Annotated in this window: 16 protein-coding genes; 3 read left to right on the top strand and 13 right to left on the bottom strand. The window is 59.3% G+C overall.

From position 1 onward, the window contains the following. Positions 1-135: 135 nt before the first annotated feature. A protein-coding gene (locus tag P3G66_RS29310) for an IS3 family transposase (protein ID WP_276117526.1) occupies positions 136-1,244 on the top strand; the annotation gives its coding sequence in 2 pieces (ribosomal slippage) (positions 136-412 and positions 412-1,244; 1,110 coding nt in all). Between the two features lie 203 nt (positions 1,245-1,447). On the opposite strand, the gene P3G66_RS29305 is transcribed toward P3G66_RS29310, so the two are convergent. Further along, the gene (locus tag P3G66_RS29305; RefSeq protein ID WP_276117531.1) at positions 1,448-3,397 is read right to left on the bottom strand and encodes a cutinase family protein; all 1,950 of its coding nucleotides are present in this window, start codon (positions 3,395-3,397) and stop codon (positions 1,448-1,450) included. 301 nt (positions 3,398-3,698) lie between these two features. Between P3G66_RS29305 and P3G66_RS29300 the strand changes: the two genes are divergently transcribed. Continuing rightward, a complete protein-coding gene (locus P3G66_RS29300) occupies positions 3,699-4,769 on the top strand; it encodes a PDDEXK nuclease domain-containing protein (RefSeq protein ID WP_276117525.1) in 1,071 nt (356 codons plus the stop codon). 118 nt (positions 4,770-4,887) lie between these two features. Here P3G66_RS29300 and P3G66_RS29295 read toward each other — a convergent pair whose 3' ends face one another. From P3G66_RS29295 to P3G66_RS29240, 12 genes are all read right to left on the bottom strand, one after another. Then, entirely contained in the window at positions 4,888-5,685 is a 798-nt protein-coding gene (locus tag P3G66_RS29295; protein WP_276117524.1) for a hypothetical protein, read from the bottom strand. Beyond that, on the bottom strand, positions 5,685-7,535 hold the full coding sequence (locus tag P3G66_RS29290) for a hypothetical protein (protein ID WP_276117523.1): 1,851 nt from the start codon (positions 7,533-7,535) through the stop codon (positions 5,685-5,687). Before P3G66_RS29290 ends, P3G66_RS29295 begins: the two co-directional genes overlap by 1 nt. A 28-nt stretch (positions 7,536-7,563) precedes the next feature. Beyond that, positions 7,564-7,863 (bottom strand): type II toxin-antitoxin system PemK/MazF family toxin, encoded by a 300-nt coding sequence (locus P3G66_RS29285; RefSeq protein WP_276117522.1) that lies wholly within the window; start codon positions 7,861-7,863, stop codon positions 7,564-7,566. After that, positions 7,863-8,099, bottom strand: a complete 237-nt coding sequence (locus P3G66_RS29280; protein ID WP_276117521.1) for a YlcI/YnfO family protein — start codon at positions 8,097-8,099, stop codon at positions 7,863-7,865. The genes P3G66_RS29285 and P3G66_RS29280 overlap by 1 nt, the downstream gene beginning before the upstream one ends. A 421-nt stretch (positions 8,100-8,520) precedes the next feature. Then, the gene (locus tag P3G66_RS29275; protein ID WP_276117520.1) at positions 8,521-9,195 is read right to left on the bottom strand and encodes a TetR/AcrR family transcriptional regulator; all 675 of its coding nucleotides are present in this window, start codon (positions 9,193-9,195) and stop codon (positions 8,521-8,523) included. A gap of 55 nt (positions 9,196-9,250) precedes the next feature. Continuing rightward, on the bottom strand, positions 9,251-10,225 hold the full coding sequence (locus tag P3G66_RS29270; RefSeq protein ID WP_276117519.1) for a DUF2637 domain-containing protein: 975 nt from the start codon (positions 10,223-10,225) through the stop codon (positions 9,251-9,253). A gap of 621 nt (positions 10,226-10,846) precedes the next feature. After that, positions 10,847-11,161 carry a hypothetical protein gene (locus tag P3G66_RS29265; RefSeq protein ID WP_276117518.1) on the bottom strand — a complete coding sequence of 105 codons (315 nt, stop codon included), beginning with the start codon at positions 11,159-11,161 and terminating at the stop codon, positions 10,847-10,849. Continuing rightward, positions 11,158-11,940, bottom strand: a complete 783-nt coding sequence (locus P3G66_RS29260) for an AAA family ATPase (protein ID WP_276117517.1) — start codon at positions 11,938-11,940, stop codon at positions 11,158-11,160. The genes P3G66_RS29265 and P3G66_RS29260 overlap by 4 nt, the downstream gene beginning before the upstream one ends. 4,288 nt (positions 11,941-16,228) lie before the next feature. After that, positions 16,229-16,486: a hypothetical protein gene (locus P3G66_RS29255; protein ID WP_029256882.1), complete on the bottom strand. Its 258-nt coding sequence runs from the start codon at positions 16,484-16,486 to the stop codon at positions 16,229-16,231. Between the two features lie 721 nt (positions 16,487-17,207). Further along, a complete protein-coding gene (locus P3G66_RS29250) occupies positions 17,208-18,155 on the bottom strand; it encodes a phospholipase D family protein (RefSeq protein ID WP_276117530.1) in 948 nt (315 codons plus the stop codon). 687 nt (positions 18,156-18,842) lie between these two features. Next, positions 18,843-20,459 carry an amidohydrolase gene (locus tag P3G66_RS29245; RefSeq protein WP_276117516.1) on the bottom strand — a complete coding sequence of 539 codons (1,617 nt, stop codon included), beginning with the start codon at positions 20,457-20,459 and terminating at the stop codon, positions 18,843-18,845. A 160-nt stretch (positions 20,460-20,619) separates the two neighbouring features. Next, complete coding sequence (locus tag P3G66_RS29240) at positions 20,620-22,185, bottom strand: acyl-CoA synthetase (RefSeq protein ID WP_276117515.1); 1,566 nt, start codon at positions 22,183-22,185, stop codon at positions 20,620-20,622. Between the two features lie 386 nt (positions 22,186-22,571). On the opposite strand from P3G66_RS29240, the gene P3G66_RS29235 reads away from it, so the two are divergent. Then, on the top strand, positions 22,572-23,273 hold the full coding sequence (locus P3G66_RS29235) for a TetR/AcrR family transcriptional regulator (RefSeq protein ID WP_276117514.1): 702 nt from the start codon (positions 22,572-22,574) through the stop codon (positions 23,271-23,273). Positions 23,274-23,708: the final 435 nt, after the last annotated feature.

Below are 23,708 nucleotides of genomic sequence, written 5' to 3'. Positions count from 1 at the left end.
AGGTCGAACGGTACAACCGCATCCTCGCCGAAGAGTTGCTCTACTCGCGAATACATCTGGCATGACCCCCATGAAGTGGCCCGCAGGTTATGAGAATCCTTCCGCCCTGATCAAGGGCATGAAAGGCTTCATCTCGTGGCAGGATGTAAACGGCATACGCCTCAACAGATCATCCGAAAACTGTGCCAAGGCGACGAACTCGCCGCCTCAGGCGCCGACATCGAGCAAATCGCCCGACAACTCGACGTATCGGTTCCGACGCTATACAACTGGCGTAAGCAGTACGGCGGCATGAAAGCCGACGACGCCAAAGAGTTCAAGGAACTCAAGAACGAAAATGCGCTGCTCAAGAAGCTCCTCGCCGAAGCCGAACTCGAAAAGGCCACGCTCAAGGAGATCGCTCGGGGAAAATTCTGAGCCCGACCGCCAGACGAAACGCCGTGACGATGCTCCAGGAAACGATGGGGCTCTCACAGCGTTTCGCCTGCAAAATCGTCGGGCAACCGCGATCGACCCAACGGAAAGAGCTTGCGAAAAACACCCCGGACGACCCGGACGCCGATCTACGGAAATGGTTGCGAGACTGGGCCAAAGCCAACCAACGAAAAGGGTTCCGACGAGCGTGGGCGGATCTACGTGCCCCCGGCTGGGTGATCAACAAGAAGAAGGTGCAGCGCCTCTGGCGCGAGGAAGGATTGCGGGTGAAGATCCGGAAACGTGCCGGCGCCTCGACCACTCCGATCACCGAGGCCAATGCACTGAAGGTTGTCTGGGCGATCGACTCCCAGTTCGATTCGACGACGGACCGGAGGAAGTTCAAGATCGCGTCGATGGTCGACGAACACACCCGTCATTGGGTGTTCAACGTGGTCGAGAGATCTATCCCGGCAGAGGATCTCGTCGCAGCCTTGGAGAAGGCGTTCGCGCTCTGGGGCGGCCCGCCACAGATACCTCGGTGCGACAACGGCCCGGAGTTCATCTCCGAATCACTGAGGGCGTTCTGCGCGGATCAGGTCGGTATCGGTTACGTTCCGCCTGGTCAGCCGTGGAAGAACGGGTACATCGAATCCTTCAACAATCGTGTCCGTGACGAATGCTTGAACATGGACGATTTCCACAGCGTCCTCGAAGCCCGGGTGGTCATCGAGGGCTGGAAGGAGGATTACTACAATCGACACCGACATTCGCCTCTGGTGTACCGCACCCCAAATGAGTACGCTGCCATCTGCATTCACACGCATTGATTCTCTGATAGCGAGTGGCTAATCAGGCGTGATCCTACCACAGCCGCATCCTGTTGACCAAACGAATACGAATCCTTGCGTCCAAATTTATCGATTATGATCAAGCCCGAGAGCCCCAATCAGTTCAGGAAATTAACGAAAGCTAATCTGAGGCAGCGCTGTGCAGACCTAGATATTCACTCATGCGAAGCATCGTCTTCTCATCACGCGTGTCCGATCTGCAGATTGAGCCAGTCCGAGATCCACTGGATCGCGTTGCGGCCGGCGTTGTCGACGACGAGAGAGTTGTAGTTCAGGTGCGCTCCGGAGGCGAAGAAGGACGCTGCTTCGAGCCCCTCCCCTACCAGAGAGGCAAGGTCGTTGGCGCCCTGTGAGTTGGACATGGCGGTTAACGAATTAGCCAGTGCTGGAAGTTCCATGTCCTGCGCCTGAACGGTATTGATGGTCGCGGCCGTCGCGGCCTGCTTGCCGAGCAATGTCGGACCAGTCTTCGTAGCTTTGCCTCCGAGCATGTCGACCGCGATCGAAGTGAGCTCGAGTCCGACCGGGACGAGGCCCGTCATGACAGCGCCGGCCCCGGTCGGGTCGGCGAGCTGTCCGGGCGGCGGGAGCAGCTTCTCGACTGCGGCCCAAGCGATTTCCTGTACCTGGCCGACGAGGTTCGCGAGTTTGGTGATGTCGACGCCTCCCAGGATCGACGCGACGAGCCCCGCGACCTGCGAATAGCCGGACGGATCCGGGATTGCCGACAGGACCTGCGAGACCCACTTCAGATCGACACCAGCGGCCATCTTCACCAACGGGGAGAACTGGTTGTTCAGATCCCCTGCGATCTTGTGGGCACCCTGTGCGTCGAGCGCTGCGACCTTCTGCGGGAGAAGATTCAGATTCGCCAGGATCGCAGGCATATCCAGGGAGGTGAGCCCGGTGACGACGCCTAGGACTTGGTTGACAACCACCGTGGGCTTGAGCAAGGCGAGGGCTCCGGAGGCTGACCCGAGGACGTCGCTCGGTGTCGCCAGGAGCGGCGCGATCTGGCTGTCGAGGGTGCCAGCGGCGGTCGATAGGGGGGTCAGGTCCGGAGATGAGGCCGGCAGCGTCGTGGAGCCCTTGCTGGCGAGCTTGCTCGCGGTGTCGGCGATCGCGGTCACTGTTGAGAGCGCACTGCTGAGATCGGATTGGCTGGCCCTGTCGAGAACGTGGCCGGCATTATTTTCGGCTGTTCCGACGGGTGATGCAGCGAGCTTTCCGTTCGCCGCAGCATTGGCGGCACCGGAGCCGAGTAGTTCCGCGAGCGGGCTGATGGCGTTCGCCAGAGTTGTCGCGCTGAAGGCGACCTTCTTAAGGTCGATTGTGCCGTCCGTCTTCGATAGTTCACTGGTCAGATTGCCTGTGGCTGTGGCGAGGCCGGGGAGGTCGGCTTGGGAGAAATCCGACGCCAGCGCGGTGGCCAGGTATGAATTGTCGCCTACCTCGCCATCACCTCCAGCACTCGCAGCCTTGGTGAGCACTGAACCCAGCGCCCCAAGCAGCGGACTCGAACCTTTTTGGATCGAGCAGTAGAGGTCTTTCGGATCGCAGATCGACGCGACCCGGCCCGACAGCTTCCCCATGCCCTGCGGTCGCGGATCAGCGATCCCCTTTCCTGATGGCTTCGGTCCGATGACTGCTTCACCGTTCGTCCCGGAACCTGGATCGGCGAGAAGCCCGACCGCGAGGACTTGCTCTGCTTTGATGGGGCCGGAGCCATTGCCGATTTCAGAGGCGAGATCACCTGCGATGTCCGCACCCTGGGAATAGCCGGTGATGGTGAACTTGATGCCAGAGCACTTCGTTGCAATCTCGGAGAGAGCGTCCTTCGCCCTCGCTAAACCATCAGATTTGCTGTCTGCGTAGGTTTTTCCGTTGTCGAAGGCTCGGGCCATGTACGGCAGCGTATAGATCTGTACCGCGCTACCGTGCTTGTCCGCGAGGCTGTCAGCGACCGGTTTGAGCATACCGACCGGGATCGAGGGATCGGCGTCTTCTGCGGTTTCCCAGGTTCCGGGGATAACCAGGTTGAAAGTCTTCGAGCATCCATTCGATTGGGCCGACGCGATGCCCGGCGACATCAAAGCGACGGAGGTTGCGACGACTGTTGCCGTCATCAGCATGCACACCGGACGGTGCACGGTCGAACCTAGGAACGGCATGAGAACCTTTCGCTACCAGGGGACACGATGTACCTGCCTGCGCGCGGGCTGCTCTGAAGCGCCCGATTTCAGGTGAGGGCCGTCATGGTGCTGGACGGATCGACTCCGATCAATGCGCCCTGTGCAGAACAAAGCTGTGCGAAGGCAGGGCGATCCAGTGTCGAGTGCTCATCCACTCCCGAGTCGCCGCTTCTGCGGGCTGCGTTGTCCGACGGGGCATGTCCGGTGGGCATTCCCAGCAGTGCTAGGTGAAAATGGATGGGTGAATGCTCCAGCCGAACTGCCCGCCGACTATGCCCAACTCCTCGATCATCTCAAGTCGCAAGTTCGGCAAGCGCGAGTTCGCGCCACCCGCATCGTCAACACCGAACTGCTCACCCTCTATTGGGACATAGGGCACGCAATCGTGCAGCGTCAGGAGGCCGAGGGCTGGGGTTCAAAGGTGATCGACAGGCTCGCTGTCGATCTTCGGTCAGCCTTCCCCGACATGCGCGGGTTGTCGCGGACCAATCTGAAGTACATGCGGCAGATGGCGAGCATCTGGGGTCGCGATGCAATTGGCCAACAACCTGTTGGCCAATTGCCATGGGGTCATGTGACGGTATTGCTCGACAAGCTGGATAACCAGTCCGACCGCGACTGGTATGCATCAACGGCTGCTGAACACGGGTGGTCGCGCAATGTGCTGCAAAATCAGATCAACAGCGGTTTACGTCGCAGGATTGGTGCGGCACCGTCGAATTTTCAGGACCATCTTCCTGCCGAGGATTCTGATCTCGCTCAACAGTTGGTGCGTGACCCGTATGTCTTCGATTTTCTCGATATCACCGAACGTGTCGCGGAGCGGGAGCTGGAGTCCGCGCTGATGCGTCGGCTGGAGCAGTTCCTCCTCGAGTTGGGACATGGGTTCGCTTTTGTCGGACGTCAGTACCATTTCGAGGTCGGTGATCAGGATTTCTATATCGATTTGCTGTTCTTCAACTGGGTGCAAGCGAGGTTTGTTGTCGTCGAGCTGAAGGTGGGCAGGTTTGAGCCGGAGTATGTCGGGAAGCTCGGGTTCTACGTTTCGTGGATCGACGACAACCTCCGCAACAAGGACATCCACGCGCCGACTGTGGGAATTTTGCTCTGCGCGGGCCGCAACGACAACGTCGTCCGGTATTCGCTTGCCGGGACAACTGCACCTCTCGCGGTGGCCGACTATACCTATGAGACTCTCCCTTCCCAGGTTCGCGATCTCGTTCCTACCGACGACGAGATCGCGGCAGCTGTGGAAGCCACCGTCTCCGAACTCGACTCCCACCAGCCTGCCAAACCTGACAACCCCCGCTGAGCGCCATACGTCTCCGACCTGGCCAGCGAATCCCCGGACCGATCGAGGCGATGTTCGATTCCGGGGTCTGCGAACGGAATTCCCGTCCTATCCGGCACACCGAGAGCCAGGACGGGCCCTACGTCCAGTCGATGTGTACGGATTCGATGGAATCGAAGTGGAAGCCGAAAGTGTCGCCGTACTGGTCGAATCCCTTGTTTTCGGGGTAGTCCATCGTGGCGTGACGTTCGAGGATGGCAACCACCCGGGCATGATCGTCGTTGGCCAAAGCCATGGCGAGTTCTCGTGTTTCGTCAAGGCTGAAGGGGCTGTCGGAGTTCGCGAAGTCCAGGGTTCGCACTCGGTAGTCGTAGCCCTCTTCAGAGCCGTTGCGGACGGACACTCCCCCGCGGACTCGGATGGTGGCCTTTTTGGGTTGTCCGTCGGGTCGTAGCACGCCGGCACGGTCCATGATGTCGCGTGCTTTGACGTTTTTGAGCTTCTTTTTCGCATCGGCGCGCAGTTCGTTGGTTTCCCCGGAGCGGTAGCGAGAGACCGCTGATCGTGAACGTCCAATTTTCTTTGCGACTGCATCGATTCCGCCGAGTCGTTCGATGGCGGCTCGCCGTTGTGCGCGTTCGGTGACGTCGGGGTGGGGGATTCGTCCGTGTTGGGCCCAGCGGCGCAGTGTTCGGTCGGATGGGGGTTTCCTTCCGGCGTCGACAGCTGCTTGCCGTAGGCCTTCTTTGCCGATTTCGGTACGCAGCTGGCGAACGGAGACTTTGCTGGTGAGTCCGGCCAACCCCCCGCTTTTGACCGATTTCGATTTTTCGATACCGCTTGTTGCTGCTGTCGAGACAGATACGTTGAGTCCGTCCAAGCCGACGGTCTTCTGTGCGGGTTTCGTTGACCGCGGTTTCGGAAGATGCAGGGCCACTATATGTTTCCTTCATCTTCGCCGGTGAATGCAGCTTTGAGTGCGAGGTTGATCTCGTGGGTGTCGCGGGCATCGGTCAGCATGACGGCGATGTCCTCGGTGAGCGGGGCACGCTTTTCCAGAGTCATTTTCCCGAGTGCGTCACTGTCATCTGCGATGTCGATGCCCGGGGGCAGGGGGTAGACCCAGGAGTCGGTGACCGTACGCAGTGGCCAACGCCCGGTTTCGCGCGCGATGCGCATCGCGACGCGGCGGCCTCTCCAGCGGCAGTGCGCGATGATCGCTGCTCGCCAGAGCGGTTGGTGGTGGTGTTGCATTTGTTTGGCGGTCCACATGTCGGGGTTGACCATTCGACCGATGTAGCCCTTGTAGGAGGAGCCGATGAACCGTTTCATTGCTGTGTCGCCGGTGTCGACGGCAACTTTGCGGGCTTCTCTCAAGATTTTCGCCCACTTGTCGAGGGCCCGACCTTGCTGCGGGTAGACCCATGCTTCGATGATGTCGAGATCGTCGAGCTCTGCACCGATCCCGCCATCTGCGATGGACGTTTGAAGTGCATCGAGGCTGACGGAGCTGATCCAGGTCTGGACAGATTGGTCGGCGAGCATGTGTGGGTGAGGCAACGGTAGAGCGGGTGGGAGCGCCAGCATGTCACCGGGTGGGAGGGTTACACGCCAGAGTCCGAACGGGGTTTTCGATTGCCCTGCCGCATCGAGCGCGTCCTCGCTGCGAAGATGTCGAGGTTTTCCGTAGCCGAATTCGAGCATGCCGGCGGAAGCGAGGTACGCCGCTCGTTGGTCAATCGATACCAGTTGTGTTGCGTCGGAGAGTTCTTCGAGGTCCGGGATGCGGGTCCATCCGACTGCAGGTTCGAGATCTCCGCGCGGTTCGCCATCCAGCGGCGGGACGGGTCCACCGACGGTGACGACGATTCCTTTACCGCTGCGGGTGCGGTCGCGCTTGATCTTGTCGACGATGGCGGCGCCGGTGCGTGCTGGGGTGGGGCCGGGTAGCACGCCGAGGTGTTGTGCGCACCACGCGAGTCGGCGTCCCAGTTCCTGTGCGGCGGGGAGGTCGTCGTCGGGGAGGTAGGTTCCAGCGGTGGGTGATCCCAGGATCCCCATGTCCCCCACGCGGTTGCCCCATCCGAAGTCTTTGTTCCAGTAGGTCCACACGTAGGGTTCGATGAAAATGTCGACCATGGATGTGAAGTTCCCGGTGGTGCGGGAGAGGTGAACAACGTGGCCGGGTTCTCCGCGGAGTTCCCATCCTGCGGTCAGCATCGGGGTCAGCGTGGCATGGAGGATCGCGGTGAGTTCTTCGGCAGCGCGGGTGCGCAGGATTTCCATGTCATCGACGTCGTCTTCGCTGCCCGGGTCGATGATCCATCCGAGCATTTCGCAGGCTTCGATTCCAACTATCCAGATCTGTGCCGGTGCGCCCAGTGGGGTGAGCGTTGCCCATCTGATGAGTTTGTCGAGTTTTTCGATGGAATCTACTGGGCCGGTGAGCGTGTGGCCGGATGGTGTGTAGGTGCCGGCTGCCGTGACAATGACAGCGTGGCCGTCTGCTGACTCGCCAGCGGGGGGGAGGGCGGCCGGTTCGGTTGCGTCGACCTCGGACGCCTGGGTGGGTTCTGGTGCCACTTCGCTGGAGCGCTCATCCGGTGGGGCGACGATGTCGTCGGTGCGGGGGCGCTCCGCAGCACCGGAATCCGTTGCGAGAGAATTGGTGTCGTCAACGTCGAACAAAGAAGGCTGGTCCGGTTCGGGAACTTCGTCCGAACGAGTAGCGGATTCTGGCGTTTCGAGCTCGAATAGCGCGAACTGCTCCCCTTTCTTCAACACCATGATTCCTCCTTTCCGTTCACTGTCGTCCTCATTCGAGATCGAATGCGGCGCGCACGGCTGTGGACAGTGATTCTTCTTGTGCTGGCAGAAGATAACCGATGATGTTGCCGAGTGCACTGACGGGAAGAGTGGTGATGTGGTCGCAACTGACCACCGCGTCGGTGGATATTCCGTTCGCGGCACTGACGGGCACCTCAGTGGACAGTCCTCGGATCTCGTCGGTGATGGGAGCTACCGTGACGGTCTTGAGGTGTGGACGGACCACCTCTCGGGTGAGTACGACGACCGGGCGGACTGTGTCGAGGCTGGCTTCGTGGATCGGTCGCATCAGGTCAAGCCCGTTGGTTGTCGATTCACCGCGTGGTGCGCGAGAGAACTCAGATCATGTTCGGATGTTGTGGCCGAGAGGATCTCCGCGTCACGTGCGGCAATCTGTCGGCGACGCTCGCGTTCGAGAGCGCGCAACACTAGCGAGGCCCTTGAGGTCGCGCGATGTTCCCTGACTTCGTCGTCGAGAAATTCCACGATCTCGTCCGGTAGTCGTACCGCGATCTGCGTGCTCATATGCTGATGGTACCGATATGGGATTCGTTTTGATACCACTCTCATGTGCGAGTTGTGGAACTCATTCAACGGGCGGCGAGGGTCGGTGAAGTACTCGGCAGCACCGACGCGGCACACCTTCCCACACACGTGGTTTCCGCTGTCTTCATCGGGTGGATCTCAATCTGGTGTTCTCCAGTCTCAGTGATGGTCCCGTCGGCGCGTCTTCACGCCGGCACGGCCCGTATAGCTGAAATGTTCGCTATGGACAAAGCGTCTCGGAGATTCGGCTCGGGAAGCCTGGCACGTTATCGGCCCTCTCTACGACGCGACTGCCTCGCTGCCGTCGAGGATTGAGGTGTACACCGTCTACACGGTTGACGACGTCGCCGCGAAGTGAGTCCGGTTCCTCTCCCCTACTGACGCCCTCGCCACGCGCGGACTACGCATCTGAGATCAAATACGCGTTCACCAAGTCGTCGATGCGCGAAGCGAAATCTCCCGGGTCGCCGAGTACCTGTATGACTTGAATTGCGCCGATAAATCCCGCGCACAGATTCACTGCCAGGCGCTGCGCGGCGGAGGCGGGGAGCTGTCCGTCTGCGATCGCAGTATCGACGAGCCTGCTCACTAGTTCCATCCACTTGCGGAATGCGGGTGGGGCGGTATCAAGACCTGCTTCTGTGGTGAGCCTGAGACCGGCTCGGGCCAGGGCATCGTCAGCTATAAGTGCCGCTGAACCGTTGAAGAAGGCCGCCAATTGCTCGATCGCTGGTATTGCTGATTCGTCGGTTGATTGTCGAATTTCTCGGAGCGCGGTCAACCAGTGGTTGATGAGTTCTCGCGCGATGGCTTCCTTGGAGTCGAAGTGGAAGTACACGGCCCCTTTCGTGGAGGCAGCCTCCGCGACGATGTCGTTCATGGAGGTGGCGGCGTACCCATCGATCGAGAAGGAGCGCGCAGCTGCTTTGAGGATCTTTGCCTTTGTGTCGTGCGCTCGCTGTTGCCGTGGTCGCTGGTGCGGTTTTGGTGGAATGATCACGGGGTGACGGTCGTCGGGGTCGGTCAATGCTGGTTCCTTATCTGCAATCTGTGTGGCCTCTGCTGCCGCTCCCATGATGACGCGATTCCTGGCGCTCGGAGACCTTGGCGTTGGCGGGTGGCGGCGCTACTCACGTTGTAGTGACGAGTTGGTCGGTGAACTGGTTGTCCGATGCTCTCATGTCGATAAGCGGCGGGTTGTCGAAGCCAGCTGCGCGGGCGGCGGTATCGAACTTTTCGTATCGGCGCCACGAGGTCGATGTTGCGACAGGAGGGTTGGACGTCTGAGCGATCATCTCCCAGGTGAGAGTCGGGTCTGCAAGCTTGCGCCGTGCGGTGTCCTTGACAGCGTCGGGCAGGTCCGACGTTGCAATGAACCATTCGAGTTCGGCGTGCGCCACCGCCTCTACGTTCGACGGCCCCGGCTTCACTGAGGACTCCGTTTGTCTGGAGGGGATCGGATACGGAGCGCCTTTCGGCGCGTCACGCGTTTCTACGACACCTAAAGAGTGTTGGACGCCTTCACCTGTTTCGTTCCGAGTGACGACGCTTTGGGCATCGACCGCACCCACACCTGCAGAAGCATTGTCGATCTCGATCTTGTAGTCGGAATATGCAATACCCGTTGCTTTGATCAGGATTCCCAGTCCGTGCGTGAAGGCGAGTACGAGCACCGGCGGGATGACCGCGATCATGGCAGCGACGGCTGGGGCGAGAGGCGTGTAGCCGATACTCTGACCTGCCGCAACGACTTGTTGCGCAGCTGTTGCGGAGTGGAACGCGTGGTAGGCGTTCCCGAGGATGCTGATCGCGACCACTGAAACAGCAACAGCAACGTAGAAGTACTTGTCGCGTCGATGCATCTTCAGTTTGCTCAGAATGACGATGGCTACGGTGGATCCGAAGATTGCACTGTCAACGATGACAGGAAAGATCCATGCGAGATTTTCGGGGATGGTTCCTTGGCGCGCGAGGTCCCGTTGGACTGCGAAGGAGAGGACAAACGCGCCGGCGGTGATCCCGATCGCGATGAAGATCGCGATGAGAAGTGCGGCGATCAGTGCTCCAAGCTGGATCCGCGCGGCGCGCAGACTAAAATCACCCATGATCGGGTTTTCCTTCCTACAAGGGGTGTTCTCGGTCTGGAGCCTCGCTGGTTGCCGCCGGCGGGGCTCCTCTTGTTTTCGGAAGATTTCTTGTGGTGGAACTCCTGTGTTTGGTCCGCTTTGCCTGCGGTGCGGGCTCGTAGCGATTTGTGGCGGTCACATACAAGAGGCGACTGATGTTGTTTTTGCGTGGTACTCAAAGCACGTCGGCGATGTCGTGCCAGCTGCCCGCCTGTTTACTCCAGAGGCATGTCGGGCGATCTGCGATTTTGCGTGACTGCAGCGGACTGCTCACGCAAATTGCTCGCCGCTTTGCACTGCCATAGCGTTCAAGAGCTAAAAAGCCGAATGTCAGCAAATGAAGGAAACATGGCATTGCACGCCCCAGCAAGGACTCCCCCTCCGGGGCGGGTTCGCGTGTTCCCGCACCCACCGGCTGACCACTCGAAAGTCTGAAGTCCGTGGAATGCTTCCCGCGTGCAAAACCGTTCGGCGGGCGCGCTAAGCGCCGCTGCGTAGGTCATCCAGCCGAAGCACATGATGCCCTTGCTCTTGACCGAAATTCACAATCAGGACAACCTACGGATGCATGCACGCAGTGCATGCCGTGCACGCATCGTTCTACAGTCCCCTGGCCTTCAAATATTCGTCTAGCGCAGCCTCGGTCATCGACGCCTCGCTGATTTCGCGGTCGCCTGTCTCGTACCGCAATTTGTCGACACCGCGCCGGAGGCGATCTTTGGTCGAAGGTTTGATGCGCGTGTTGTGCGTCATCGACAGCTTCTCCTCCTCATCTTTGCGGCCGCCGGGGTCCACTAAAGGCGACGATGGTGCAGGTGCAGTTGTCGCAGGGGTCGCGTCTCCCCTGGGCGGACGTTCCGGGATGAGTTCAGCCGGGTGGGTCTTACGAATGGCAGGTTCCCGCTTCACGCTCATGCCGGCGCTCCGATCACGATGGGCAACTCAGCGAGCAAGTCGCTGTATGCAAGTTGCAATGTCAAGGCCTTCCCGCCCTTGAACTGGTGAATCGGAGTGCGATTCGAATGCGCATCCTGACGAGCCGCGAGTTCCGGGATCGACGTCTTGGCGACAAGAGCTCCGTAGGTCTCCCGTAACTCGCTCTCTCGGAACTCATGTTCGCCGGTGGAGCGTTTACGACTGATCACGATCTTGTCGAACGCCAGCTTGGGATTTGCGCGTTTACGAACGGTGTCGATCGTCTCTTCGAGCTTCTGAACGCCACCGACGCTGTCGATTGTGGGTTCCGTGATGGCGACAACGCCATCTGCTGCGATGAGAACCGCGAACAGCACCTTGCCCATATTAGGAGGGCAGTCGAACAGCACGGCGTCATACGGAGAAAGGTCGAGCCCTTCGAACGCAACGTCTAGGCGAAAAACCAGGTCATTCGACCCATCCGATTCGATTTTTCCGAGCTCTTCGTCCGCGGGAATGAGGTCTACGCCATCCCATGGAGTAGCGATGATCGCCTCCGCTGCAATGCCTTCCCTGGTCTGGTTCATGAGGTGGTAGGCCGTCATCATGCCCTCTTCGAGCGCGACGCCGAGGCCGCCGGTGGTATTGCCCTGCTGGTCCATATCGACGACAAGTACTTTTCCGCCGACCGCCGTGATGGCGCTGGCAAGCCCGAGTGTGGAGGCTGTCTTGCCTACGCCGCCCTTCTGGTTGCCGAGTGCGATTTTGCGTGGCTGCATTGCGGACCTTTCGTCGAGAGCATGGACGCTTGCGAGGCGTGCAGTGCGTGGGGACCACGCGCTGCATGCAATATGTGCACTGCTTGCCGTGTGCGCAGTTCACGCTGTACGTGGATTACACGCAAACTGTGCGTCACACGCGATCTGAGCACCGCATGCATTGCATGCTTTGACTGCCCCGCCCGCTAGACACGCACACTGTGCACTACGTGCGCGCGTAGCATAACACGCATGTGTTGCACGCGGTACACGCTTTGCGCGCTGTGCCTGTCGTGCATTTCATGCATCCATTGCATTACACGCACGCTGTGCTAACCACGCACTCCATGCAAGCCCAGCACGTTATGCGCGCCTTGCGAGCCACGCTCTTCGTGCATACAACGCACTACACGCTTGAGCTGCTTGCAACGCATTCACCGCATGGCCTGCACGCTTCGCAAGTTATGCACGGCGTGCCTAGCGTGCGCTACTTGCGATGATCACATCGCATGCATTCCGCGCGGTGCATGCCCACCACGCACTGCGCGCACTCACCGCAACGCGCGTTATGCGTGGCTTGCATGCAGTTCATGCTCCACATGCATTGCATAGTGGGCGTGCAATGCATGCAGAGCGCGCATACACGCAGCGCATGCACGCGCAAAATTGCAGGTCAAAGCTTTGTCAGGATCGCACGATAAAGAGAATTCGCCACGAGCAGCAGGCATTAGTGGAAAATTCCGGCCGGCTCAGAGCAGCTTGACTGCCGCAATCTCCCGCCCACGAAATGTCACAAACAGCGAATTCGACCGAGCCGCAGATGGCTGCCGTGAGATTGTCGAGGTGATCGAACAAAAATTCCCCGGCTGCTAACCGACTCAAGGCCCGAAATCAGGGAAGATTCGGCAATTTCGGGCGTGAGCGGCACGGATTGTTCAGCAGTCGCGAGGGGGAAAATTTCAGCTATCCGCACCACAGGCCACACTTCGGAGACGGGAGAGAACGGATTGCCACTTCAGATACCCCCTGACACCTCCCGCCGGCGCTGGTATGCCGACAGCTGCACATGCCGCCGTTCGGAGCCGAAATCCATTTCATCTCATCGGACTCCGAGGACCAAGGCCGCAAGAAGCGAACAGATGAACTGCATGAGTGCTCTCAAGGTGGAGTCCGGCACGCGGGGGAGGTGGGAGCAACCACACTGGATCCCCCATTTCTGGAGGCGGGAGGGAAACCTAAGTCCATTGAGAGTTGCAGCTACAGCTGATTTCACTGCCAAGCGGCGTGGTCATCTGACTCGCGAACACCATTGTTGAACCATCTCAGGCACCGCGGGGCGCGTGCCCAACAAAACTTCCGCGCGAAATGCACGTCGAGTGTGTGAATCCGGAGGTACAGGGCAAGCGACATTCAGAAATCCGATTGGGACGAAGTTCGGTCGAGGAGTGCTCATCGAAGCGAATCAAGGCAGGCATCAATTCATCAATTAATCGTCACTGTGACGAAACGAGGTGAGGGAACAGGGTAGGCAAATTCAGTACTGCCAGGGGCGATTTTCGCTGCTTTGAGACCAGAAGTTTCGCGTAGCGGGTAATCACACGCAGCGGCACGTAGTTCGCGACGCCCAAACACGCATTCTTTCGACCGAGTGGGGGAGCGGTGGCGATGGAAAAGTGCGTCCGAGGTTTACAAGGATCCCATGCAGGATGCCCACTCCGCAGCGTCCGCGAATATGAACGCCACTAAGGTGACCCGCAGTTTCCGCGACAGTAGTGCCATACATGCCATGCACGCCTTGCAACGCACGCATTGCGTGTATGGCATGCGCGATCAGAATGCCTCGCAACGCGTGCGTCACGTGCAGTGATCGCAAGGCGCTTCTTCCGGGCAAAATAGCCTCTACCTGCGAAAATCGAGTTGCGGGGTCAGACGCACCGCATCAAAGCATCGAGGGAGGCAAAACAGTCCATCCCGTGTACGGACGCGTCGACATTGTGGGACGGCAGTCGTTCGATCACCCCCCAGATGCAGAACTGGATCCGACGCCCATTCTCGACATGACCATGCGAGACCCGAGGGTCCACTATTCACTGTTTGGGCGGCATCAGTTTTTTCGAAAATAGGGGTCGAGAGCAGTGCATAGACCCAAATACCGTCCTCCTGATTCTCGGTGCACATGCAACTACTCATGTGTCTTCAGGCCGGGGCAGCACGGGCTGAATCCAAGCTCAAATCCTTCTCGCGAGCGTTCATGTCGCCCTTCTGCCCTGCGCCGGTCCTGGATGCGCATTGCAGCCCTGGAATGGGCCGTTCAAGCCTCAACGCTGAATCTTCCTCAAGTGCGCACGAATGCTGGCGAGAATCTTCGCGCGGTGGTCCGGGCCCGCTGCCATTTTCGTGCGGTGCACGTGTGAGTTTTCAAGTAGTTGTTGTTCCCTCTTTCTCGCCAGGTCAGCCGCCTTGCGCTGTTCGCTGGGGGATTCTCCTGTCCAGTCGATGCCGTCGAGCCTTCGTTTGAGGTACCCCAACGGCGAACTCAGGCTGGATCTCGTCGGCCAGATCCATCCTCGGTCTGCTGTGTCTCGGGAGAGTGTCAGTGCGATGTCACGGCCAGTCCACCGCGTCGTATCGATTTCGACATCGCGGAGAAGGTCACAGATCGCCCCGATATGTCCGGGTGGTCTGAGGGCCGGGGCATGGCTGACGAGTTCAGCCGCAGTCCTTTGAAGTGCCAGAGGTCTTGGTGAGCTCCGGGAGGTGCTTCGTTTTTTTGGTGTGGGCACAGTTCGCGCGTGTACGCGTTGGTGAGTTCTTCCTAACGGAAGAACTTCAGAAGATAAAAAACCAACACTAGATAGGGTGTCAGCTCCTATCGGCCCTGGTCGACCGTTGTGGGGCCGGTTGACTCGGTTGACGCCGTCCTTATGAGGGCTGCGATCCCTGCGGCGGGGAACCCTTTCGGAGGCACGAGGCAGCCGTGTCTTGGCGACGTTTCGAGGTGGTGTCGTTGCTACGACCGTTCGAGGAGATGACAGTGACCAAGTCGATGCAGCGCGGTGCTGTTGACCCCCGTGGTGGGCCTCGGCAGCGAAAAATTCCAGGGTTCTAAGGTTCCGCCCCCGGACGTGTTCGATGCCCATTCCAAGAGCGATGAGCACTCTCCTGGTGCGGTTGACCGAGGATTCACTGACTTTGGCCCGGGCAGCGATTGTTGATTTTGCTGCGCAGACCCCGCGGCCTGTGTGGGATTCGGCGAAATACGCGTGAGCTTGTGCCACGACGTAAGCCTTGTCGGGCTTGATCAGGTTGCGCGCGCACAATGCCTTGCCGGCCGGAGTGGTGGTGTGGTGCCGGAACTGGCGGAGCCATTCCCTGCGTGACGTCCAGACCGGAACGCGTGCTTGTTCCTTTGGTTCGACGGGTAGGGACCAAGAGCGTCCACGCTGGTCAGTGCTCTCGTTGAGTTGTCGTGCAGCGGCTTCGATACGAGCCACGCGTGTGAGAGCGCCGTTGACTGCTGCTTGCCATTCGTCGACTTCTGTCGATTGAAGGACAGCGGATCGGGTGCCGATGCGCGACACGCCGACGGTTGGTGATATGGAATGAGTTGGGGTGTATTCAGGGTATGCGCTACCCTGAGACATACCTGCCATAGGTAAGTCCCTTCCAGGGGATGCAGTACGAGCAGAGAAAGCACCAACTTTCGAAGCTCACCTCTCGAGAATGTTCGAGAACAGATGTCGGAGAACCTGCCAGTTCTCAGTCGACGTCAAGGACCTGCCAGTCCTATTTCGCCGCGATGCGGTCCGCTCCCAATCACCCCCTTCGGGGGCCTTTGTACTTTTCAAGAGGTCTGCGCTGTTTAGTTAGGAATCGGGGTACTTCGCTCGCTGCCGGCTAGGGGCGCCCTCCCTGTCTGCGGATCCGCAGTACGTGCGTTGCGGCCGCGGTCGTTCGAGAGGTCTGTTCGATCCGGCGGCCGCACATCGGTACCGCTGTGGGTACGGTGCTGGTCTGCTCGGATGGGACATTCGGGATGCCGAGGTGTGATCCTGGCGTCGCAAAAGCTGAAATGTGATCTGGACGTGCCAGAAATGACACCGAGAACACGTCCGCGGGTATGGCGGAATTGCGTTTCTGCGATATCATCGAGTAAGCACCGCCTCTTCCTTTCGAGGTAGTGGTGGTCACCGCCTCTTCCTTCACTGGGTTAGTGGTGGTCAGGAAGCTGGGAAGCTTCCACAACCGCATAAACGGACAGCCCCCGATGCCGCCAAGCCCTGGGGGTTGTTCGCTGTCTAGGGATAGTTCATGCGCCGACCGCAAGCTGCTCGATGCGACGCAACGATCCGGCCGCTTCGACTTCGAGAAGTCTTAGCTGCTCCGGATGCAGCTTGTCGCTGATGTAGTCCGGTATGTCCAGTCCGTGTGTGATGGCCAGTATGAGCACGGAGTAGTCCCCAGCAGGGATTCCGAGTTCGGCGGCCCGATCCTCGTACACCTTGTGCTGCTTGAGGGGAGCACGAGTCGCGATGTGTCCGCGAGGTCCCTTGTTGTGCTGTGCCATGAGGAAAGACTAGAACCAATCTGTAACTGATACGGGTAGGCGCGCTTGTTCGGTGTGTCGCGTGTGGTTGATGTTGCCATGGAGTTCTGTGGGATTTCGCGGCGGTCCGCATCGCAGGCCGCCGCCGGCCCGTACAACGACGAACTCGACGGGGCGTTTCTAAGGCTCCACCGAAGGCGGATCCTGGGTGGGTCGGCGTTGGTTCGTTCAATGGCGTTCTCGTGTCGGAGTCGGATCGAACTTCAGGTGCGGATGGAGATGCTTAGCTCCCTGCTGTGAAATGTCTGGTGCAATCATGTGTGATTACACGAGGGGTGGGCGGCCCATGTGTGAGATGCTGGCTTGTGCAGTGCACTGTCGTGTGACGCCGGAGAGGGCCCCGTAGACCTTGCATGTGTAAGAGGAGCGTCGGAGGAGATCCGGAAAGGCGACTCGAGATGGCCTGTCGCCGAACGTGGGCCCCGAACGGGGAGAACTTTGCACTTCGTGTTCGCGGGCGAGTCGTGACGTGATTCCGGTTGAGGCGAGGTTGGTCTGCGTGTGATGTCAGAGTTGGCGCTCTTCATCGCAGTTACGCAAAGGATTTCGTTCGACAGGTGGGGCAGCAGAGTCGCGTGCTACTCGACTTCCGCTAGGGCGGTGTTCGAATCGACATATCGGGAGCGAAGGACTCCTGCGCTCGAAGGATGTTGCGCACCTCGTCAACATTCGTTCCTCGGTGTCAAAGGCTCCACAGCGCCAGGAGTTCGGCCCGAAGGCTAGAGGAGCGAACGGAATGGTTGGACCTCAGTTGTGTGCTGGGATGTCCGACGACGGAGAGATGCTTTTCGGCGTCTGCAACAGGAAGCGGTTGCAGGTCGTTGCGAACGCGGAGAAAGCAGTGAAATGCTCTGGGGGAGAGAGGTGTTCTTTCCTGATTGGATATCACGACAGCGGGTGGTAGCAGCAATTCATTATCCCTGGAGATGCGGATGATTACGTCCCCGCGTGTAATGCTGCGTGGCTTCCCGCTTCTGAGCGTTTCGAGTCGGTATCTCACGGTGGGGTTGACCGAAAAATTCTGCGGTTGAGTACTTTTTACGGGTGTGGTGGGCACGAGAGGATGGCTCTCGTAGTCGCTGTCTTGCCTGATGAATACTCTGTTGGTCGGAGTTGGAAGAAAGTCGTTGTCGAGGATCTGCGTTCGTCCGGTGATGCCGGGGATGGGTACGGCTCGCCCGCTTGCCCACTCGCGTTCGGCATTGTCGATGAATATCTGGTCTACCGCGGTGGTTTCATCGATATTGTTGATGAATGCGCGACTGTCGGCGACCACTTGGGGATCATCGGAAATGATGACCGCTTCATGGGTGAATATGGAGTTTTCGGAAGCATTCGCCGAGCCGATTACAGCTCGTTGGTTCGTCACAATGACCTTGGCGTGCAGGGTTGACGACGAGAGGATGCGAACGCCCTTGCTGAGGTAGTGCGAAAGAACGACTGGAGAGGTGGCGTGGGCGCGTACCGCCGCGGTAGAAGCATTGACTACAAGAAGGTCTCCACTACGAAGTGGAAGTAGTTCGGGCGCAAGGTGTCCAAGATAGGGGACAGCGGCATAGCGCGGACCGCGTGTGCGGATCGCGCGAGTGATGTGTGGCCACGGGTTCGGTCCGTGGAAGCTTGTCCCCATAACCCAGAACCGTAGCGCGAATCGGGTCCGATTTCTGGCACCTGAGTCGCTGCCGTTGATCTGCGTCACCTCCGGAGCAAAAGCATCGTCCGGGTATTTGTCGTGGAGTTAGAAGAACGGTGTGGCAATCACGCCCGCCGGGCCAGACGACGTAATACCCCAGTTCTACTGCAACGCTGTCGATTCGCCCGGCGGGTCCGATACGGGACAGTGGCAGTAAGTAGGGTCGGACGTGCCAGGGACCGCGTCTGCCACCCGTTCTAACAGCGTGCGATGCACAGTTCACCGGGAAGTCCTCCGCTGTAAGCGATCCGGTCCAGGTGAGGGTGGGCGCGGTGGCCCGTCAAGACTGCGCGCTCGTCCCTGACAGTTCGTGCGCGCCGCCCACCGCTGCGGTCACGCTCAGCATCGGTGGGCACTTGTGCGCGCTCGGTCCGCTCCGTTCGCCCTACGGTCCGGAGCGGATCACCCGAAACCCGCGTAATTACTTTACAACTCGGGCTTGGACCAGTCGGGGTGTGTGTCTTTGCTTGAAGGCCGTATCGCTGTGATCGCCCGCGAGATCATCGGTGGTGATTACGGCAACGATTTCTCGAGCCGATGCGCCGTATGACGCCGGGAACATACTTGCGATGATCGCCAGCGCAGCCGCAGCCAATCTGCGACTTCCGCGGCGGGAACTACGACTCATGCCGATGCCTCCGAGTGCGGATCGAACTCCGAGGAGTGGACAACCCGCCCACCGACCACGGTGGCGAGTACTGAAATGGATTTGATGGAAGTGGGATCGACGGTCAGAGGGGCGTCATCGAGGATCACGAAATCGGCGAAGAGTCCCGGGGTGATACGGCCTTTCACTGCTGTCTCGTCGCTCAGTCGAGCAGCCGAGAATGTGTACCCGGACAATGCAACCCACGGCTTGACACCTTCGGCCGGTCCGAGGACGCGTCCACTGCGGGTGAGGCGATTGACGGCGGTGCCCATGGTGAAAAGTGGGTCGACGGGTGTGACGGGGCTGTCGCAATGCAGAGCGAAGGGAACCGCGGCCCGGTTGATCGACGCGATTGGGCTGATCCGGTTGCCGCGCTCATGGCCGAGATAGCGATCGTGGTGCCGGTCTCCCCAGTAGTAGACGTGATTGACGAAGACGGAGACCGCAACCCCCAGCCTGGCGATGCGATGGATTTGATCCTCGCGAAGGGTTTGGACGTGTTCGAGGCGGTGGACAAGGGTTCGACAGGCCTCTGGACCTGAAGAGGCAGCATTCTCGATTGCATCGAGGGCTCGATCGATGGCCAGATCGCCATTGGTGTGTATCGCAACCTGTCGGCCCCGCGAATGATGATGAGCGACCATCTCGTTCAAGTTCGCCTCGGGGATCGCCATGCCGCCACAACTGCAGTCCTCGAGATCGGAATAGGGCTCGGTGAGTGCACCGGTATGCAACTGGATCGAGCCGTCCGAGATGATCTTCACGCCCCCTACCGTCAACATGTCGTCATCAGGTGTGTCGAACAAGTCGGCATTTTCTTCACTCGCCTCGGCGGATGTTGCGGCTCCGAAGCCCACGTACAGCCGCGCCCGCGCGGTCAGCTCGTTCGCCGCGAGCAAGCGGCGATAGGAGTTCACCATGACCGGTGCGACGAACATGTCGTGAAAGCTGGTCACCCCTACAGCCGACATCGTTTCCAATGCGCGCCGTAGTGCGTCGTCGAGTAAAGCATCGGCCTGCATCGTCTGGTCCGGGCGCACCACGAGATTCATCGCGGGGATTTCCCGAAACTCGCCGCTGGGGTTGCCATCGGAATCCCGCACGATCACGCCGCCCACGGGATCGGGGGTCGTTTTGTCGATGGACTGCTCGTGCAGAACGAAAGAGTTGACGTACACGCCGTGCCCGGACAGATGTCGCACGATGACAGGTCGCTCGATGCTGACTTGATCGAGATCTGCGGTGGTGAGTCCGCGATCCTCCGCTACCAGACTGTCGTCGAAACCTGCGGCGATCACGGCGGTGTTCATATCGGTGCTGTCTGCGCGCTCGCGGAGCGCAGACAGCAGGATGTCGATGGTCGGACTTGTCTTGATGCCGGCGTCGACGACTGCCATATCGGTTTCGAGCATGTGCGGGTGCAGATGGGTTTCGATGAATCCCGGCAGTACAGTCCGTCCACACAGATTGACGATCTCGGTGTCGGGGTCGAGGTATTGACGCACGTCGTCATCACTGCCGACTGCTACGAATACACCGTCGGTGACAGCAAATGCGGTCGGGACCGGATCGCTGCGGGTGTCGTCGGCCATCGTTCGCACTGTTCCGTTGATATACATCCGTTTCGCGGGGATTGGCGTCACGCGCGAGAGATGTTGTTGCATGGTGGTTCTCCAAAGTTTTTCGATCGACGCTGCCGTCTCGGGACCTGGTGGCGTGATCGATGTGTAGTCCCCTTCCGGGGAGAGGGTGCTACCGCAGTGTCGTCATTGTCGTGCTGCCGAGACATGCCGCGCGGAGGTCGTTTTTCTTGACTTTCCCCGATTCCAATCGAGGTAATTCGCGTGCGAATTCGATGGAGCGGGGCACTTTGTATCCTGCAAGCCGTTCGCGCAAGTATGTTCTGAGCTCGATGACGAGATCGTCATCGCCGGCAAGGAAAGAATGTGGTTCGACCACGGCGTGCACGCATTCGCCCATCTCGGGATCCGGTAGCCCGAAGACTGCAACGTCCGCCACCTGCGGGTGCGACATGAGACATGCTTCGATTTCTGCGGGATAGACGTTAACTCCACCGGAGATGATCATGAAGGCTTTCCGGTCCGTCAGATAGAGATATCCATCGGTGTCCAGGTATCCGACATTGCCGATGGTGGACCACCCGGACCGCTTCGGGTGCTGAGAGTCCGTCGTTTTCTCGGCGTCGTTGTGGTATTCGAACGGCATCGTGTCACGTTCGAAGTACACGGTTCCGACTTCTCCTGCGGCAAGGGGCTCGCCGTGGTCGTCGCAGATGTGCGGGATGCCGAGGACTGCGCGCCCAACTGATCCGGGGCGTTCGAGCCATTCCGGGGCTGTGATGAAGGTGATCCCCAAACCTTCCGTGCCCGAATACAGCTCGGACACGATGGGGCCGAACCATGCGATCATGTCGTTCTTGACGGAAGGAGGGCACGGCGCCGCCGCATGCAAAACTGAGCGCAGACTCGACAGATCATATTCGGCCCGCTCAGATTCGGGCAGTTGCAAGAGCCGGACGAACATCGTCGGTACCACCTGTGTATGGGTCACCGAATGGCGTGCTATCGAACTCAAAAATTCGCGTGCGTCGAATCTGTCCATCAACACGACTGTTGCACCGAGCGCCTGTGCACCGGCCGACCATTGCAGTGCCGCCGAATGGTACATCGGTGCTGGAACCAGGTACACCGACGATTCGTTGATGCACAATAATTCACTGGCAAAATACCCGGTTCCCATTCCTCTGGGATCGTCGATTTCAAGTCCGGTCAGAGCGCGGCGAATTCCCTTCGGGGTGCCGGTGGTCCCCGAGGAGTAGAGCATGACGTCGCCGCGGGGTTGGTGCTCGAGCGGCGTGATGGGCCGATTCTCCATTGCAGTTTCGTACGATTCGAATCCGTCGACAACGCCGTCCATCATGAAACGCAGCGGCGTCCCGACCAGCCTGGTCACAGCATCGGATACGCATTCAGCCAACAAATGGGTGGTTACCAGGCACTGCGCTGCACAGTCGTTGACCACGTAGGCTATTTCTTCCGGCGTCGAATGTCTGTTGACGCACGTGAGATATAGCCCCGATCGCATTGCTGCCCAGTACACCTCGAAATATCGAGTGTGGTTCTCGGCAAGAATCGCCACATGATCACCGGGTCGGATCCCCAGGGACCACCACAGTTGCGCGAGCTGGTTGGAACGATCCTCCAACTCCCGATACGTCACGATGTCGCCACGGCCACTGCCGCTGCGGATCACTGCGGGGCGGTCGGGAGCTGAGGATGCATATGTGCCGGGATACATTGTCGTCTCTCTCGATTGGTGCTGATCGATGACTGTCATGGGAGCTGTTCGCAACCGTGAATCTCACAACGGGATACTTCACCGGAGGTGAGAGGATTGTTCTGACGAGTCAGTCCAATTTAAGTCCGTTTCCTTATTCGTGCAATGGTTATGCTGTCTCGACTTGCAATAATTTCTGCTCGGTCCTGGTTCCTTGGTCGTGGACTGGAGACTCCGAAGTAGCTGCTGGGCACGCTGATTGGTGCAGAAGCATGGCCTCGATCGGGGAGCCTCCATCCTCGATCGGGAGCGTTGTTCGAAAGTTCTGTGCAACTCTCTTTTGTGTGCAAGGGGTGCCTCTTGTGTCGAGCTTCCGTGGCGTTCGCGATGATGTCAGTAGGATTGAGGTGACCAGCGTGGTAGTCCTGAGCAGGGGCGGGCGCGACATGAAAGGTGTGGATGTGCAACGAGGGGTCCCGGAGAAGGTGGCGGAGCTCCATCCCTCGGCCTTGCCGAAGGCGCAGCAGCAGCGACGCCAGCGTGTTGTCGACGCGGCGTCGGAGTTGTTGTTGTCCAATGAATTCGAAAATATTCAAATTCGCGATGTGGCAGAGCGTTCGGGTGTCGCCCTCGGGACGGTCTATCGGTACTTCACATCCAAAGAGCATCTCTACGCGGCTGTGATGGCCGACTGGTCGGCGGCCGATCCGATCAAGAGGGGCGAAAAAGCCGATATGAATCTTGTTCCGGCCGAACGGATTCGAAGCAGGCTTCACTACACGGTCGACAGGCTCCATGAGTTCCCGACCTTCCTTCGATTGCAAAGCGTGCTGCGGCAGTCGACAGATCCCACAGTGCTCGGACTCTTCCTCGGGTTCTCCGATCAGGCTGTTCGCTCGTATCGAGCGGTATTGTCCGATCTCGAACCCGACGATGCGGCTGACATCATCCGGATCTCGACATCGGTGTTGGCACACGAGATGGAGTTGTACGGTCTGGGCCGCCGGGAGATCAGTGAGGTGCACCGGTTGGTTGATCGCATGGTGGACATGATCTTTTCGTCACGATCGATTGCTTCAGCAGGGCCGCGTGAGGCGGTCAACGAGTAATACTTGGGTGAATCCGAACATCTGGAGATCGCGCCCGAATCGGTTGTGGTCACACCTGAAGAGTTCCGTGAACTCGAACCGGCCTGTGCACGTTTACTTCGTCTCAGATGACTGTTCGGAAACGTCATTGATTCGAGATGTCACGCAGATGGTTGGAGTTTGAGTCCACTATCGATTGGTATGTGACGGGCCAGTAAGCCGTTTCGCTGACTGCTTCGTAAAACTGATGCGCGTTCGCGGATGGACGGGGCCTGGGCAAGTGTGGGTAGCGCGTGTCCCGTTGCTGGGAATGTCGCAAGATTTGCCATGTCCGGATACTAGAACTAGATTACAGTTCTTGGCAAGTGGTCGTCATTCCCGCCGAGCCCGAGGAGGTAGACGGGATGAGGATTAGCCGACCCGCCGCACGCAAGCCACTCCGGCGAAGTCGTGCCC

It is taken from the genome of Rhodococcus sp. C3V (genome assembly GCF_029269915.1).
Classification (GTDB): Bacteria; Actinomycetota; Actinomycetes; order Mycobacteriales; family Mycobacteriaceae; genus Rhodococcus_F; species Rhodococcus_F qingshengii.
The sequence above is the reverse complement of the archived record's forward strand: the minus strand, read 5'-3'. Positions and strand labels throughout refer to the sequence as shown.

Coding starts and splice junctions, on each gene's coding strand:
- P3G66_RS29305 (WP_276117531.1), bottom strand. CDS start 3,397: ATGCTGATGACGGCAACAGTCGTCGCAACCTCCGTCGCTTTGATGTCG.
- P3G66_RS29290 (WP_276117523.1), bottom strand. CDS start 7,535: ATGGTGTTGAAGAAAGGGGAGCAGTTCGCGCTATTCGAGCTCGAAACG.
- P3G66_RS29285 (WP_276117522.1), bottom strand. CDS start 7,863: ATGCGACCGATCCACGAAGCCAGCCTCGACACAGTCCGCCCGGTCGTC.
- P3G66_RS29280 (WP_276117521.1), bottom strand. CDS start 8,099: ATGAGCACGCAGATCGCGGTACGACTACCGGACGAGATCGTGGAATTT.
- P3G66_RS29275 (WP_276117520.1), bottom strand. CDS start 9,195: ATGGGAGCGGCAGCAGAGGCCACACAGATTGCAGATAAGGAACCAGCA.
- P3G66_RS29270 (WP_276117519.1), bottom strand. CDS start 10,225: ATGGGTGATTTTAGTCTGCGCGCCGCGCGGATCCAGCTTGGAGCACTG.
- P3G66_RS29265 (WP_276117518.1), bottom strand. CDS start 11,161: ATGAGCGTGAAGCGGGAACCTGCCATTCGTAAGACCCACCCGGCTGAA.
- P3G66_RS29260 (WP_276117517.1), bottom strand. CDS start 11,940: ATGCAGCCACGCAAAATCGCACTCGGCAACCAGAAGGGCGGCGTAGGC.
- P3G66_RS29255 (WP_029256882.1), bottom strand. CDS start 16,486: ATGGCACAGCACAACAAGGGACCTCGCGGACACATCGCGACTCGTGCT.
- P3G66_RS29250 (WP_276117530.1), bottom strand. CDS start 18,155: ATGGGGACAAGCTTCCACGGACCGAACCCGTGGCCACACATCACTCGC.
- P3G66_RS29245 (WP_276117516.1), bottom strand. CDS start 20,459: ATGGCCGACGACACCCGCAGCGATCCGGTCCCGACCGCATTTGCTGTC.
- P3G66_RS29240 (WP_276117515.1), bottom strand. CDS start 22,185: ATGTATCCCGGCACATATGCATCCTCAGCTCCCGACCGCCCCGCAGTG.